This window comes from Actinospica sp. (genome assembly GCF_035552695.1).
Lineage (GTDB): Bacteria > Actinomycetota > Actinomycetes > Streptomycetales > Catenulisporaceae > Actinospica.
Genome location: NZ_DASZKT010000135.1, coordinates 18,925 through 32,060, shown reverse-complemented (window position 1 = coordinate 32,060; position 13,136 = coordinate 18,925). Strand labels below are relative to the sequence as shown.

The 13,136-nt window shown below is 69.2% G+C and carries 12 protein-coding genes and 1 pseudogene; 8 read left to right on the top strand and 5 right to left on the bottom strand.

The genetic code is table 11. From position 1 onward, the window contains the following. Positions 1-115: 115 nt before the first annotated feature. The 3 genes from VG296_RS17460 to VG296_RS17450 are packed head-to-tail and all read left to right on the top strand — an operon-like array spanning position 116 to position 3,205. Complete coding sequence (locus tag VG296_RS17460; RefSeq protein WP_325566803.1) at positions 116-439, top strand: hypothetical protein; 324 nt, start codon at positions 116-118, stop codon at positions 437-439. A gap of 1 nt (position 440) precedes the next feature. Further along, positions 441-1,514 carry a hypothetical protein gene (locus VG296_RS17455; protein ID WP_325566802.1) on the top strand — a complete coding sequence of 358 codons (1,074 nt, stop codon included), beginning with the start codon at positions 441-443 and terminating at the stop codon, positions 1,512-1,514. Then, on the top strand, positions 1,511-3,205 hold the full coding sequence (locus VG296_RS17450) for a hypothetical protein (protein WP_325566801.1): 1,695 nt from the start codon (positions 1,511-1,513) through the stop codon (positions 3,203-3,205). Before VG296_RS17455 ends, VG296_RS17450 begins: the two co-directional genes overlap by 4 nt. On the opposite strand, the gene VG296_RS17445 is transcribed toward VG296_RS17450, so the two are convergent. Then, positions 3,189-4,994 (bottom strand): APC family permease, encoded by a 1,806-nt coding sequence (locus VG296_RS17445; RefSeq protein ID WP_325566800.1) that lies wholly within the window; start codon positions 4,992-4,994, stop codon positions 3,189-3,191. The two genes, VG296_RS17450 and VG296_RS17445, sit on opposite strands and share 17 nt — an antisense overlap. A gap of 266 nt (positions 4,995-5,260) precedes the next feature. On the opposite strand from VG296_RS17445, the gene VG296_RS17440 reads away from it, so the two are divergent. After that, the gene (locus tag VG296_RS17440; protein ID WP_325566799.1) at positions 5,261-5,833 is read left to right on the top strand and encodes a hypothetical protein; all 573 of its coding nucleotides are present in this window, start codon (positions 5,261-5,263) and stop codon (positions 5,831-5,833) included. Positions 5,834-6,638: 805 nt separating this feature from the next. On the opposite strand, the pseudogene VG296_RS32935 reads toward VG296_RS17440, so the two are convergent. Beyond that, positions 6,639-6,827, bottom strand: a pseudogene (locus VG296_RS32935) (alkaline phosphatase family protein); the annotation flags it as partial. Between the two features lie 145 nt (positions 6,828-6,972). On the opposite strand from VG296_RS32935, the gene VG296_RS17430 reads away from it, so the two are divergent. Beyond that, positions 6,973-7,851, top strand: coding sequence for a hypothetical protein (locus VG296_RS17430; protein ID WP_325566797.1), 879 nt, complete (start codon positions 6,973-6,975; stop codon positions 7,849-7,851). An 81-nt stretch (positions 7,852-7,932) separates the two neighbouring features. Here the strand turns inward: VG296_RS17430 and VG296_RS17425 are convergent, their stop codons facing one another. Then, on the bottom strand, positions 7,933-8,607 hold the full coding sequence (locus tag VG296_RS17425; protein ID WP_325566796.1) for a DUF3159 domain-containing protein: 675 nt from the start codon (positions 8,605-8,607) through the stop codon (positions 7,933-7,935). 38 nt (positions 8,608-8,645) lie between these two features. Here VG296_RS17425 and VG296_RS17420 point away from each other — a divergent pair, with 38 nt between their 5' ends. From VG296_RS17420 to VG296_RS17410, 3 genes are all read left to right on the top strand, one after another. Further along, the gene (locus VG296_RS17420; RefSeq protein WP_325566795.1) at positions 8,646-9,287 is read left to right on the top strand and encodes a TetR/AcrR family transcriptional regulator; all 642 of its coding nucleotides are present in this window, start codon (positions 8,646-8,648) and stop codon (positions 9,285-9,287) included. Between the two features lie 13 nt (positions 9,288-9,300). Beyond that, positions 9,301-9,849: a YciI family protein gene (locus tag VG296_RS17415; protein ID WP_325566794.1), complete on the top strand. Its 549-nt coding sequence runs from the start codon at positions 9,301-9,303 to the stop codon at positions 9,847-9,849. Positions 9,850-10,084: 235 nt separating this feature from the next. Next, on the top strand, positions 10,085-11,500 hold the full coding sequence (locus VG296_RS17410; RefSeq protein ID WP_325566793.1) for a hypothetical protein: 1,416 nt from the start codon (positions 10,085-10,087) through the stop codon (positions 11,498-11,500). Here VG296_RS17410 and VG296_RS17405 read toward each other — a convergent pair. Both VG296_RS17405 and VG296_RS17400 read right to left on the bottom strand, forming a co-directional pair. After that, the gene (locus VG296_RS17405; protein ID WP_349259600.1) at positions 11,429-12,250 is read right to left on the bottom strand and encodes an SAM-dependent methyltransferase; all 822 of its coding nucleotides are present in this window, start codon (positions 12,248-12,250) and stop codon (positions 11,429-11,431) included. The genes VG296_RS17410 and VG296_RS17405 overlap by 72 nt on opposite strands. A 303-nt stretch (positions 12,251-12,553) precedes the next feature. After that, a complete protein-coding gene (locus tag VG296_RS17400) occupies positions 12,554-13,117 on the bottom strand; it encodes a GNAT family N-acetyltransferase (RefSeq protein WP_349259599.1) in 564 nt (187 codons plus the stop codon). Positions 13,118-13,136: the final 19 nt, after the last annotated feature.

The window sequence follows — 13,136 nt, the reverse complement described above, 5'->3', positions numbered from 1 at the left end:
CGCGCCGCGTCCAGCCACCCGGCTCCTGCCATGCCGTCCGTTGACGGCCCGTCAGGTGCGCTACTACGCTCAAGGGAGAAGCTGATCAGTGGTGCCGCTGAGGGGGTACGAGGGAATGGCGACCCAGGTCACTGTGCGCATTACCGGGGATCTCGGCCTCGATGAAGCCGAAGGGCTGCTCAAGGATCTCGAGCGGCAGACCGGGCTGGAGTGGAGCGAGGAGCGTCGCGACGGCGCCGAACACCTGTCCGGCGGGATCGCGGAGCTTCTGCTGACCGTCCTGCTGGAAAAGGGCGTGAGCCTGGCGATGGATCCCGTGGTCGACCGCGTGCGCGAGTCGGTCACGCGGTGGCGCGAGACCCGTCTCAGCCCGCCGGAGGCTCAGATCGAGACGGCGGAGGTCGCCGACCCGCCGGAGCAGACGGAAACAGAGAACTGAGATGGGCTCGCGCGCGCTGATCATCGGACCCTCCCGGTACACGGAGGGCTCCGGGCTGCAGGACCACGAGTCGATCGCGCGCAGCGCGCGGATGTACGGCGAGGTGCTCGGCGAGGACGAGCGCTGGGGCGCGGAGAACGTCGAGGTGCTCTCCGAGGACCGGCTCGGCTCGGTGATCGACGTGATGGAGGCGGTGAAGCGGGCCGCGGACGAGGCCGGCCGCGAGCCCGAGAGCACCCTGCTGATCGTCTACATCGGCCACGGAATCTACTGGAACGACGTGCCCGGCGGCGCCGAGGTGCACTTCGCGGTCGGCTCCTCGCGGCGGCACGAGCCGTACACCTGGCTTTCCAGCTGGTACGTCTACCACGCGATGCGCAAGAGCGAGGCCAAGCGCAAGGTGCTGATCGCCGACTGCTGCTACTCCAACCGGCTCGGGCATCTCGGCGGCGAGCCGGGGGGAGCGGCGCCCGAGGACGCGGAGGGCATCATGAACGGCGTCCTGCGCGCCGAGCACGACAGCAGTTGCGTGTTCACGGCGGCGAACGAGGATCCGCGGGTCGAGGCCGCCGGATGCACCGGCCCGATCCTCGACGAGAGCCTGCGCGGCTGCACGCCGTTCAGCGCGCACCTGCTCAACGTCCTGAAGCGGGGCACGGCGGACCACGAGGACGTGCTCACCATCGGGATGATCCGGGACGCGGCGGAGCGGGACATGATCGCGTGCCGGCGGCACAAGAACACGCTGCGGATGGTCCTCAACGATGCCCGGGAGTACATGCCGCTGTTCTCCAACAGGTCCACCACCGACGAGCGGGCCACCGAACATCCCAATCCGACGGAGCCCGAGGGCTGGGTCGACCTGATGCTGACGGAGACCGGCGTCAGCTTCGAACCGCTGCTCGACGACCCGGAGAAGGCCGGCCGGGTCGTCGCGCTGCTCTCCCGCCGCCCCGAGCCGCTCGCCCGTCGGCGGGCCGAGAAGATCGCCGAGAGCGCCGACGAGCGGTTCCGTGAGGCCGAGCAGTTCGCCCGGTTCTGGAACTCGAGCCGTCCGCAGACGCTGGTCGCATGAGCGACCTCGATCTCGCGAAGTACGAGTGGGTCCGCCGCGAGGGCAACTCCATCTCCGACGTCTTCGCCCGCGTCCGGTTCATCCGCGCGGGGTCGGCGCCGAACCCCGCGGAGGCCATCCGGATCCTGCAGGCCCTGGCGCTGCTGCGGAGGACCGACGACCTGCTGGAGTTGGAGCCGGAGCCCGACCAGGCCGGCTCCGAGAACCTCGACCGGCTGGACGCCCTGGCCGTGCTGGCGTTCGCCGCCCTGACCCGGCCGGTCGCCGAGGCCGCGCAGCTGGCGATAGGTCGCTGGCGCAAGGAGAAGCCGAACCCGGAGGATCCGGACCCGAAGCCGGCCAGGCTTACCGACGGCATCGTGCACGACGTCATCGCGCAGCGGACGGTGCCCGAGGTGGCGGTGTTCATCACGGTGTGCCGGGCGGCCGAGGGCGCGGACCGCGCTCCCGACGCCTCGCTGGTGCACAAGGCCCTGACAGCCTTCGCGGGACCCTCGTCCGGACGCACGAGCCTCGACAAGGCGATGCTCTACATCGGGTTGAACGACGGGGGAGATCCGGACGCCGCCGCGTTCCTGCTGGAGAACGCCCTGCAGCAGGCCGCCGCCAACGCCCCCCTGCGCGACAATCCCGCGGCCGTGGAGCGGGACGGCATCGTCCGCGCGCTCAACCACGTGAGCCCGTCCGAACGCATCGTCGAATCCTGGATCGACCGACGGCTGCTGGTCCGCAGGGATGAGCCGGCCGTGCTCCAGCTCGCCGCCAGCCTGCTCGTCGGCGAGCCGACGGGGGCCGAGTCACTCGCCGCGCACGCCGGCCGCAACTGGAGCGAGCGGCTGCTCTGCCAGCTGTGCGAGATCCTCGTCCGCCGCTCGGAGCGCTGCTTCGCCTCGGTGCGCCGCCACGCGGCGAGCCGGGGCTCCGACGAGTCGCTGCACAAGATCATCCTGACCTGGCAGAAGTCGGTCACCCTCAATCCGAGCCTGCCGCGGCTGCTGGCGGACGTCGTGGCGGACGGCGCGAACGGTGCGACGGGCCCGCGCGACATCGCCTTCCTCAGGAACCTGCACGAGATCCTGGACGACCCCGACGTGCCGCGGGAATGCCGGACGCGGCTGCGGGTGGCCATGGCCGAGCACGTCAAGGGCCGCACCGGGACCGAGGTCGCGCAACTGCTCGGCGAGGTGGACGGCCCGGACCTGCGGCGCACGGCCCAGGTGGTCAACGAGCGGCTGAGCGCGCTGCTGCACGAGGGCGAGATCGAAGGCGCCGATTTCGCCGAGTATCTCAAGGGCCTGCAGGAGGTCGGGCGCGCCCCCAGCCTCACCTTCTGGGCGGTGCGCGAACGCGCCGATCCGAAGCAGGGCGACGCGCCTTCCGCGCAGACCGCGGCGGCGGTGCTGGGCGACATCGCGGCTCAGATGTACGCAGCCGGTCAGCCGGCCATCGCCATCGACCTGCTGGAACGCTCCCTGGAGAATGAGCAGGCGGTGACCCCGGCGTACGCGACCGCGATCGTGCGCCGGGTGCGTCAGGATCCGGCCCTGCCCGCGGACGAGCGGTGGAAGGCGCTGCTCGGCGCGACGGTGGGCCGCTGGGCGGACGAACGCAGCCGCGACGACGTGGTGGACGCGCTGCGCGCCCACGGCTTCGACACCGAGGGCGACGCGGTCGTCAACTCTGTGCAGTGACGGGCTCTGGGGCGGCCCCGCCCGAGGTTTCCGGAGCGCTCTCATCCGGCGCGGCGGTCATCGGCGTCGGCAGCGTTGGGGCGTGTACCTTCATGTACTCCTCGGACAGGCGCACCAGCCAGTGGAAGCAGACCGCGGCGAGTACCGCCACCGGCAGTGCCGTGCAGAGTTCCACGGCCGGGTGCCTCGGCCAGGCGTACTTGTTGAGTAGCGAGATGAGCGTCGTCACGCCGAAGAATCCGTAGAGCACGAGCGCCGAGCGCGCCGAATACGAGTGCTCGCCCCGCAGCCTCAGCAGTTGCGGCGCGTGCAGCCGAGCGTCGTACCAACGGCGCCCCTCTGCCCACTTCGGCATTCCGAACAGCAGTGCGCAGCTCGCGGTCAGCGCGGCCATGCCCGGCCAGAGTCGGTCCCAACCCGCGAGCAGGAAGATGACGGCGATGGACACGAAGGCGGTCTCGGCGAGCACGTGGTGCCGGAAGCGCAGCTCACCCTTGTGCGCGCCACGGCGAAGCGCGGCCAGCACCACGCTCGGCGTCGCGTAGACGACCAGGGCCAGGATGCTGGTGACGGAGCTCAGCACGACCCAGTTCCCGTCGACGACCAGCAGTGCCAGGGTACTGATGAAGAAGTCGACGATGAGAATGAGCCAGTACACGTCGAGGCGTTCACCGAAAAGCCTGCGCAGCCGCACACCGCGCACGGGGATGACCGAGTAGCGGCTGGTCTGCAGGCCGCGGTGGGTCAGGTGGGCGCGGCTGAGCGCCGCGACCTCGCGGGTGAGCACGTAGGTGAAGACCATCGCGGAGCCCGCCGGGGAGAGTACCGCGTCGAGGTTTATCAGCGTGCTCATCGGCCCCGCGGCCCAGGTCGGCGCGACCGCCTGCGCGAACGCGGTGTACGGGTCCGCGGACGCGTCTATCGGGCCGACCCGGTGCCGGATATAGATGACCACGAATTGCAGCGCGGCATACAGCAGCATCGATCCGCAGACCGTGCCGTACACGGCTCGCCGAAACCGAGCCGCCTCGCCGCGACCATGTCGCCGCACGCTGCCGGCGAAGTCAAGCGGTCCCTGGAAGCCGAGATAGGCGTAGATGACGCCGCTGACGGTGACGGTCGTGAGCACTGAGGTGAGATCGAAACGCCCGGGCTCGGCGCTCGGCGCCGTCGCGACGTGGATGGTGCGCCCGGAGGGGTGCAGTTCGGCATAGACGAGCAGCAGCACGATCAGCAGCGGAACGACGATCTTAAAGGCCGTCAGAACGCCGTTGACGGCCAAGAACAGCCGCGGCCCGAGCAGGTTCACGGTCGTGACCAGCAGCAACAGCAGCACGGCCCAACCGAGGCCGGCTGCGCTCAGACCGGTGCCGTGCGCCTTGAGCAGCGCGTCCTCCGTGTGCGTCCAGGCGGCCACCGCGCGGGTCATCGCGACCGCCTCGCTGGCCGGGTTGACCGCGTAGAACGTCCAGAGCCCGGCCGCGACCACCGTGGCCAGCAGCGGCCCGCTGCTCTGCAGGGGCAGGAAGATCAGCCCGCCGGTCTTCGGCGCCGCGGTGCTCAGGCCGACCATCACGGCCGCGATCACCAGCATCAGCGCGCCGCCGATGAGCCAGGAGAATACGGCCCAGGACCCGGCGCCCTGGTCGGCCAGTACCCCGCCGAGGGTCCATCCGGAGCCGAGCACCCCGCCCGCGGCGAGGAAGAAAAGCGCGGGCGCGGACAGCCGCCGCCGCTCCGCTCGCAGCTCGGCCGCTGCCTCGGCGGACGCCTCGGGCTGTCCGCTCATTCTCGTCCCCTCCCGGCACGGCGTCGGCGAATCGTCGAGCTCTGTCGTAAGCCGCGCCAGGATACGACAGTTCGTAGGGTCGAGTCTCAGGTTCCCGAGCACCGATGACGCTACAGACGCGCGTCTGGGACCGGTCCCGGATCAGGATCAGCGGACGAGTGACACAGCATCCTTCTATGGGAGGGGAACGGCAGCCCCGACAGGACCGTCAAAGACGTGTCCGACAGTTCGGTGGGCCCGAACTGGAGAGAGAGGGAATGAAAGCGATGAACCGCATCCCCCGCACCACGGCCACGGCCGTGGCCGCCACGCTCCTCGGCACGCTCGCCGCCTGTTCGAACAGCGTCACCCAGGTTGCTCCTAAAGTCGTGAACATGGACGCGAGTTGGGCGCACTACTACCGCTCGATGGCCGACCTCAAGGCGCACACCGACGTGGCCGTGGAGGGCACCATCACGAAGGCGACCCAGGAACCGGGCGCCTCGACCACCAGCGCTCCGTTCACCGACTTCCAGTTCACCGTCACAGCCGACCTCTACGACCCCGGCCACCGCGCCGCCGCCAGCACGTCGGGTACGCCGGTGACCCTGTCGATCCACCAGACCGGCGGAGCCGTCAACGGCGAGGTGTATCAGTTCGATGACGACCCGCTGTTCAAGGTTGGCGAGCGGTACGTGCTGTTCCTCCGCGAGTACGCCCCCGGCCACTACATGGTCGCCGGCGGACCCACCGGACGCTTCTCGGTCAGCGGCAGCGGAGCGATCACCCCGATCGTGACCGACGGGGTCAAGTTCACCGGGACCCAGACCACCATGAGCCAGGCCATCAAGACCTCGTAGCCGACGCGTCGTCCACCTCAGCGGTCTGGCCCACGACGAGCTGGTAGAAGATCGGCTCGCCGGTGGTGGTCACGCGGTGCTGGAATCTGGTTCGCTCCATGAGCGTGAGGCGTCCGTCGGCCTGCAGCCGTTCGACGGCGGCGCCGAACCCGTCCGGATCCGATTCATCCATCCACCGCTCATCAATCGTGAAGGCGACGGGCGCGCCCGGAGGCAGGACCGCGAGTGCGTTTTCAAGCGCCTGCGGCTTGGCATGCGTGCCGCCGAACGCTCCGGCCGACACCAATCCGCCGAGCGGGTACGGGCGTAACTCCTCACGGAGTGAGTCGCCGAGCGAGAAGTCGCCGACCACGTAGTCGGCGTACACGCCTGGCCGGTCGCGCAGGCTCGCCACGCGCGCTGCCGCCAGCGAGTCGACACCGACGACCTGAGCCGCACCTCCGCGACGCACTAGTTCGCCGACCAGCCCCGTGCCGGCGCCGACGTCGAGGACTGTCATAGAGCCCGGCTCCAGTCCGAGGTGCCCGACCGCGCGCAGGAAGCCCGCCGTCACGACCTGCGGCGATGTGCACTGCAGTAGCTCCTGGACGACATGCTCATACAGGCCGGGCACCGCATAAATCCGCGTGTACTCGTGCAGGTGCACTACCTCGCGCTCACCCAATGCGATGTACTCGCCATCGCTCACCGGCGGCCCGAGCAGACGGACGTCCGCAAACTCATCTGCCATGTCCGCGAGACTATGCGACCGTCTCCGCGCGCCGCCACCGGTTACGAAGGATCCACCCGCGTACCGGCCCGTGGTGGAGGTGTCCAGGTGGAAGGGCAGGGTGTAGCCGTCCGGGTTCTGCGGGTCCGGCTGGTAGAACACCGACTTGCCGGTGCCCAGGGTCACCGCGTCCGGGTCGGAGAAGCCGCGCACTCCGGGCAGCGTGCCGAAGTAGTGGTCGAAGGAGCGGTTCTCCTGCATCAGGATCACGACGTGCTTGATGTCGGTGAGCCGGCTCGTCGAAAGATAGCTCGGCGCACCGAATCGGGCGGCGTCGTTTCTCAGAGAATTCACATGAGCGCCAAACGCGGGACGGAGAATTTGAGGTGATTCTTTCTATGCAAGCAGGTCACAGAGAGGATCACTCAGCATGAATGAGTACGACCCGAGCGGCGCCGACGGGGCTCCCGGGATCGGCGGTCAGCCGTCGAACGAGCCCTTGTCAATACCCGAGCAACCTGTGCCGCCGCAGGGTCCCTCCGGGAAGCGGGGCTTCTTCTCGCGCAAGCGGAACATCGTGATCACCGCCGGAATAGCGGTGGTGGCGGTCGGCGGGATCACGATCGGACTGGTCTCCACGTCCGGATCGTCGAGCAGTTCGACCGCGGCGTCCTCGACTACGAGTACGAGCACGAGTTCTGCGCAGCCGCGCGGGCCTTTCGGCGGCGGCGCCGGCGGCAGCGGCGGCGCCGGGCAGGGATCCAACGCCCGCGCCGTCAACAAGCCCGGCGGCACTGCCGGCACCGTCAGCAGCATGTCCAGCACCGGCTTCACGGTGACGACGACCGTGGGGGAGAAGTTCACCGCCAATGAAAGCGCGTCCACCACCTATGAGAACGCGACCAGCGGAACGTCGATCGCGACCACGGTGAGCGCGGTCACGACGGGCGCGGTAGTCGTCGTGCTCGGCACGGTGAACAGTTCGACGATCGCCGCCACGCAGGTCACTATCGAGCCGGCCGACAGCGGATACACCACCTCCTCGGCGGACGTCACCGTTCTGCAGCGGGGGCAGAAGAACACGTCGCAGAGCTACGGCACGATTCCCGCGTACACCGAGGGCCAGGGCACGATCGTCGGTGCCAGCACCGCTGACCAGGCGGTCACCGCCGCGCTGAAGGAATACCCGGGCGGGATCGTCGACCGGGTCGTCCAGTTGGCCGGCGGCGACTACGAGGTCCACGACATCGGCACCAACATCCATCACGTCTTCGAGAACTCGAGCTTCCAGGTGATCGGCGCCAACTGACCGCCATACGCATGCGGAGCCCGGATCCGGAGGGGCCGCGTCTAGCTGACTTTGAGTGCTGATGCGGCGCGCGTCGCCCGGCTACTCGCCCGCGGTCCGCAGCCTCCGGTCGGACCGGCGTATCGCCCATACGACGACCGCCGCAGCTGCGACCCACAGCGGGTAGATCGCGACCGTCCGCACGACCAGCGGCCAGCCGGTGTCGTCGCGCGACATGAGCCAGCCCTGCATCACGAAGCGGCCGGCGAATACGCCGGCGACGGCAGCGGTCGCGATGTCGTAGCCGACGAGGGACGGCTTGTCCTGCCGCCAGTGCGCCGGCGCCTCGTTGAGCACGCTCCAGATGACTCCGACCAACGGCCTGCGGGCCACGATCGATGTCGTGAGGACCGCGAAGCCGGCTAGGTCGAACCATATGTCGGGCAGGAAGTACGCCCCCGCCGAGCCACTGCGGTACGCCAGGAACGAGGAGACGCCGAGACCGACGACGCTGCCGATGGCCGTACGCAGCGGCTGCCGGCGGGACAGGCGCGTGATGATCAGCATCGCCGCCACGCCGAGCGCCGCGCCCAGGCCGGCGACGAGCCCGCCCAGGGCGTTGGCGAAGACGAACACGACGGACGGTAGCGACGACTGAGCAAGCGCGGTACCGCCGCCCATCCGCTCCCATGGCGTGCCCCGGCGTCGGCCGGGCGCGGCCTCGAGCGGGTCCCCGCGAGGGGGACAGTGCTGGCCCGGGTCGGTGAGCGTCTCCATAACTATGTTATATATCGCCGTTATGCTACTGTCCAGACGTGAGTCCCCGACCAGCCGACCCGGCCATCCGTGGCGCACTGCTCAACGCCGCCGCGCGCATCCTCGCCGCCGAGGGGCCGCGCGCCCTGACCGTCCGGAGACTCGCAGCCGAGGTGGGCGCCTCCACGATGGCCATCTACTCCCACTTCGGCAGCATGGACGAAATCCGCCTCGCCATTCGCGGTGACGGCTTCGCCCGTCTGACCACGCGCACCGCGACTTCGCTCGGCTCCGACGATCCGGTCGCCGCTCTGGCGGCCACCGGCATCGTGTACCTCGACTCCGCACTCGGCGATCCCGCGCTGTACCGGGCCATGTTCGTCGACCAGCCACCGCGGGAGACGGAGAACGCCGGTGCCGAGCTCTTCCGGCAGCTCGTCTCGGCCGTCCAGCGGTGCGTCGACGCCGAGCGGTTCGACCGCGTGGAGGCAGCCGGACTGGTCTCCGGCTGGGCGGCGCAACTGTGGGCCATGTGGCATGGGATGGTCACGCTCGCCATCACCGGCACACAGCCGCCGCACGTCGCGCGTTTCCTGCTCGACGACATGACCTACCGGCTCTTCGTCGGCTACGGCGACGACCCCGCGGCCGCCAGACTGTCGATCTCCCGCGCGACCGCCGCAACCACTACAAGCGCCTGAATGGACAATGGCAATGGAGTTCTTCTGTTACCACCGCGACCGGCCAGGCTCCACGGCGCTGCGCCGTGAACTGCTCGAAGAGCACTGGTCGTACATGGACCGATTCGCGGCCGAGATGATCGCCCGCGGCCCGACGCTCGCCGATGACGGGGACACGCCCACCGGGAGTGTGCACATCGTCGATCTGCCGGATCCTGCGGCCGCTCGCGGGTTCGCCTTCGACGAACCCTGTTACCAGGCCGGCATGTACCGGGACGTGCTGCTACGTCGCTGGCGCAACGTACTGGGGCGCACCATGTGGGAACTGCCCGGCGGGCTTGTCGACGCCAACCGCTTTCTGGTGCTCGGCCTTGGCCAGGGGCAGGCCGTCGACCTCAGCGTGCCGCCCGATTCGGACGAGCTGATCGCGTACGGGCCGCTGCTCGGCGACGACGGCATCACCTGGCTGGGTACGGCGGCGCTGATCCAGGCGCCCGACTCGGACGCCGCACGCGCTGTGCTGACGGCGGAACGGTACGCCGACATCGAGGTCCACAACTGGGACTTCGGCGGACGGCCGTGATGCACCGCGCGTAGAGCCGGTTGCAGGGGCCGAGATCCGCCGGTCCCGGCCGTCGTCCAAACGTCGCGCGCCGCGGTGCCTTCGAGTGTCGCGCTCCGGTGTGTGGGACGATCGTTTCGGACCTTCTGCCGAGACGCCCAAGAAGCATTGGGAGGGGCCGACTTTGGCCGAGACGACACGTGCGGCAGTGCTGGATGCCGTCCGAAAGAGGCTCGGGGCCGAGACGGATCCTGGCGTGAGCCCAGGTCGGCAGGCAGCACCGAGCGGCATGCTCGACGAGGTGCGCCGGCGGATGCGCACGCTGTATCCGGTCTCGACCCGCTGTGGTGTCTCGCGCCGGACTGTGGCGGTCGGTGTGCTGTTCGTGGCCGTGGCCACCGCGCTTTCGCTCGCGCGGGTGGGCGGGCCGGGGGCACTGGACTCGATGTGGGCCGAGGACGGTCCGGTGTTCTATCAGCCGACCTTCCATCAGGGCCTCTTCTCCGGCCTGCTCACGCCGAACAACGGCTACCTGGAGTTCCTCCCGCGGCTGCTGATCGGGCTCATCTCGTTCCTGCCGATCTCCTGGGCCGCCGCGGCCATGGCTTTGACCGGCGCGACGTTCAGTTCTGCTCTGGCGCTGCTGGTCTATCACGCTTCTGTCGAGCACTTCCGTTCCCGCGCGCCGCGTGCCTGTCTCGCCGCCGTCACCGCGCTGTTGGTGTTCGGGGCTGGTGAGGTCGCGAACAACGTCGTGAACCTCCAGTGGTACCTGCTCTACGTCACTTTCTGGATGTTCCTGTGGAACCCGCGGGCCGCCGGCCGCCGAGCGCTCGCCGGCGTAGTGCTCTTCCTCGCCGTCGCCAGCGACCCGATCTCCACGCTCTTCCTCTCGCCGATCCTGCTCGTGCGCCTGTGGTGTAGGCCGTGGAGGGAGAGCCGCTGGCAGGTATGCGGCCTGGGCCTCGGACTGGCCCTGCAAGCCGTCGCGGTGCTGCACGGCGGGGGCGGCACGAGGAAGCTGACCACCGACTACAGCCTCACGTTCGTCGGCCACAGCTACGCGCAGGACGTGCTGGGCAAGGCGCTGGTCAGCCGCACGGAACTTAGTTACGTGGGCCTCGACGTCGCGTGGATCGCCCCGGCGATCGGCATCGTGCTACTGGTACTCGCGCTGGTGGCGGCACGTGTGCTGGCCAAGCCGCGGTGGTTGTTCGTGGCGCTGTGCGTCGGTGCCGGCTTCGAACTGTTCGCCCTGTTGGTCATGACCGCCGGCTTCTCACGGCCGCGCTACGACACCGTTCCCGCACTGCTGCTGGTCACCGCCTTCGCCGCCCTCGTCGACGCGGACGGCTTCGGCCGCCTTCCTGTCGTCGCGCTGGGCGTGCTGCTGGCCGGGAACCTCACCGCCAACTACGTCATCGGTACCGACCAGGATCGGGCGCAGTCGCCGGGTTGGCTCGCCCAGGTGACGAGCGGCGAGGTCGCCTGCGAGCAATATCCGACGCTCGCCTCGGTGATCTTCGTGACCGCGCCCGGAGGCGACTGGGAGGTGACGGTGCCCTGCGCCACGCTCGTTCCGGGGGCACGGCCGGGACACTCAGACCTTGCGCCCCACCGCTCCGAGCGCCGAGTACCGCGTGACGTCGCCGCCGAGCGGGTCGGGGGCTGACTGCGGGTCCGGGCGCCAGTCGATGATGTCGACCAGGCCCGGCTCCAGCAGCTCGTACCCGGCCATCAGCGCCCTGATCTCCTCGCGCGAGCGGCCGCGCGCGGAGTGGCTGGAGTGGGCGTAGACGTCCTCGGCGAGGCGCGCGGATTCGGGGCGGTACTCATTCGTCCAGTGGCTGAGCGCCAGATAGGAGCCGGGTGCGGTCGCGTCCCGGTAGGTCGCCAAGATCGCGGCGGGGTCGTCCTCCTCGGGCACGAAGTGCAGCACTGCGAACGTGAGCAGCGCGACCGGGCGGTCGAAGTCGAGAAGTGCGGTGACCGTGGGGTTGCCGAGCACCGATTGCGGGTCGCGCAGGTCGGCCTGGATGGCCGCGACTTCGGGCACGTGCGCGAGCAAACCCTTGCTGTGCGCGACGGCGACGGCATCAGCGTCCACATATACGACATGGGCCGCCGGGTTCACTTCACCCACCACTTCGTGCACGTTGCCGGAGGTCGGGATCCCGGAGCCGAGGTCGAGGAACTGGTCGATCCCGGCTTCGGCGAGGTACGCGACTGATCGGCGCAGGAACGCCCGATTCGCCCGGGCCTGGTGTGCCGCGTCCGGCCAGATCTCGATGGTGCGCTGGGCGAGTGCACGGTCCGCCTCGAAGTTGTGTGAGCCGCCGAGGTAGTAGTCGTACATCCGTGCGGTCGACGGCTTCTCGAAGTCCGATACCTCGGGCGCCTGGGGTGGCACGTGGTTGTTCATCGCATCCTCGCTCGACACCAATGTCAGAGGAACACTACTACGCGATGAGATGGCGCATGCCACACCGAAGCGATGTAGACACTGGTCATGCGCGACTATGAGTGCTAATCAGGAGGCTGCGTCCGACGCCGGAGCCCGCACGGTGCTCACCCGCCTCCGGCGGAAAGCGATGATTCACAACAGTGCCGAGATATCAGGTAAATAATCTTACTCATACTTAAGCCTTCGCTTCACCGGATAGGCCGATGGCGGATGGTGCCAGGATGCCGGGCCGTGCTCCGCTCGAGGGAGCTCTCGAGGGAGCTACTGCCGCTCCCACTGCTCCTTGGTGATCTCGTACCGCACGCCCCCGTGCTCGGAGCCCTCGACCATCATCATGTCGTCGGGAGTGGGGAGGGTGTGCGCGAACGTCATCCCGAGCTTCTCCATGACGTTGCGCGAACCGTGATTCACGGACATCGTCGCAGCCCAGACCATGCGCACGCCGAGCTCGGTGAACCCCTTGCGCAGCAGGGCCCGCGAACCCTCGGTGGCATAACCCCTGCCCCAAGCCGCCTTCCGCAGCCGGTAGCCGAGTTCAGCCTCGTCCGGCGGACCCTGTCGCTCGGGACGCAGGCAGAACCAGCCGATGAACGCGCCCCCGTCCTTCTCGTGCGCGGCGAACAGTCCGAGGTCGCCGCCCCACTTCTCGTAGACGGCGAGGACGCTCGGCAGGTCGCGCTCGCGGACGAGCTCCGGCGGAGTCGGATCGCCGCCGGACAGGTAGCGCATCACCGCCGGGTCGCTGTCCAGTTCGATCAGCAGGTCCGCGTCCTCGGCAGTGAAGCGGCGCAGCGCCAGGCGCTCGGTCTCCAGGTACGTGTCCACGAGCCGATCATGCCCGAGG

Excerpts from the sequence above, each read along its gene's own strand:
- VG296_RS17460 (WP_325566803.1), top strand. The coding sequence starts at position 116 with ATGGCGACCCAGGTCACTGTGCGCATTACCGGGGATCTCGGCCTCGAT.
- VG296_RS17455 (WP_325566802.1), top strand. The coding sequence starts at position 441 with ATGGGCTCGCGCGCGCTGATCATCGGACCCTCCCGGTACACGGAGGGC.
- VG296_RS17450 (WP_325566801.1), top strand. The coding sequence starts at position 1,511 with ATGAGCGACCTCGATCTCGCGAAGTACGAGTGGGTCCGCCGCGAGGGC.
- VG296_RS17445 (WP_325566800.1), bottom strand. The coding sequence starts at position 4,994 with ATGAGCGGACAGCCCGAGGCGTCCGCCGAGGCAGCGGCCGAGCTGCGA.
- VG296_RS17440 (WP_325566799.1), top strand. The coding sequence starts at position 5,261 with ATGAACCGCATCCCCCGCACCACGGCCACGGCCGTGGCCGCCACGCTC.
- VG296_RS17430 (WP_325566797.1), top strand. The coding sequence starts at position 6,973 with ATGAATGAGTACGACCCGAGCGGCGCCGACGGGGCTCCCGGGATCGGC.
- VG296_RS17425 (WP_325566796.1), bottom strand. The coding sequence starts at position 8,607 with ATGGAGACGCTCACCGACCCGGGCCAGCACTGTCCCCCTCGCGGGGAC.
- VG296_RS17415 (WP_325566794.1), top strand. The coding sequence starts at position 9,301 with ATGGAGTTCTTCTGTTACCACCGCGACCGGCCAGGCTCCACGGCGCTG.
- VG296_RS17405 (WP_349259600.1), bottom strand. The coding sequence starts at position 12,250 with ATGAACAACCACGTGCCACCCCAGGCGCCCGAGGTATCGGACTTCGAG.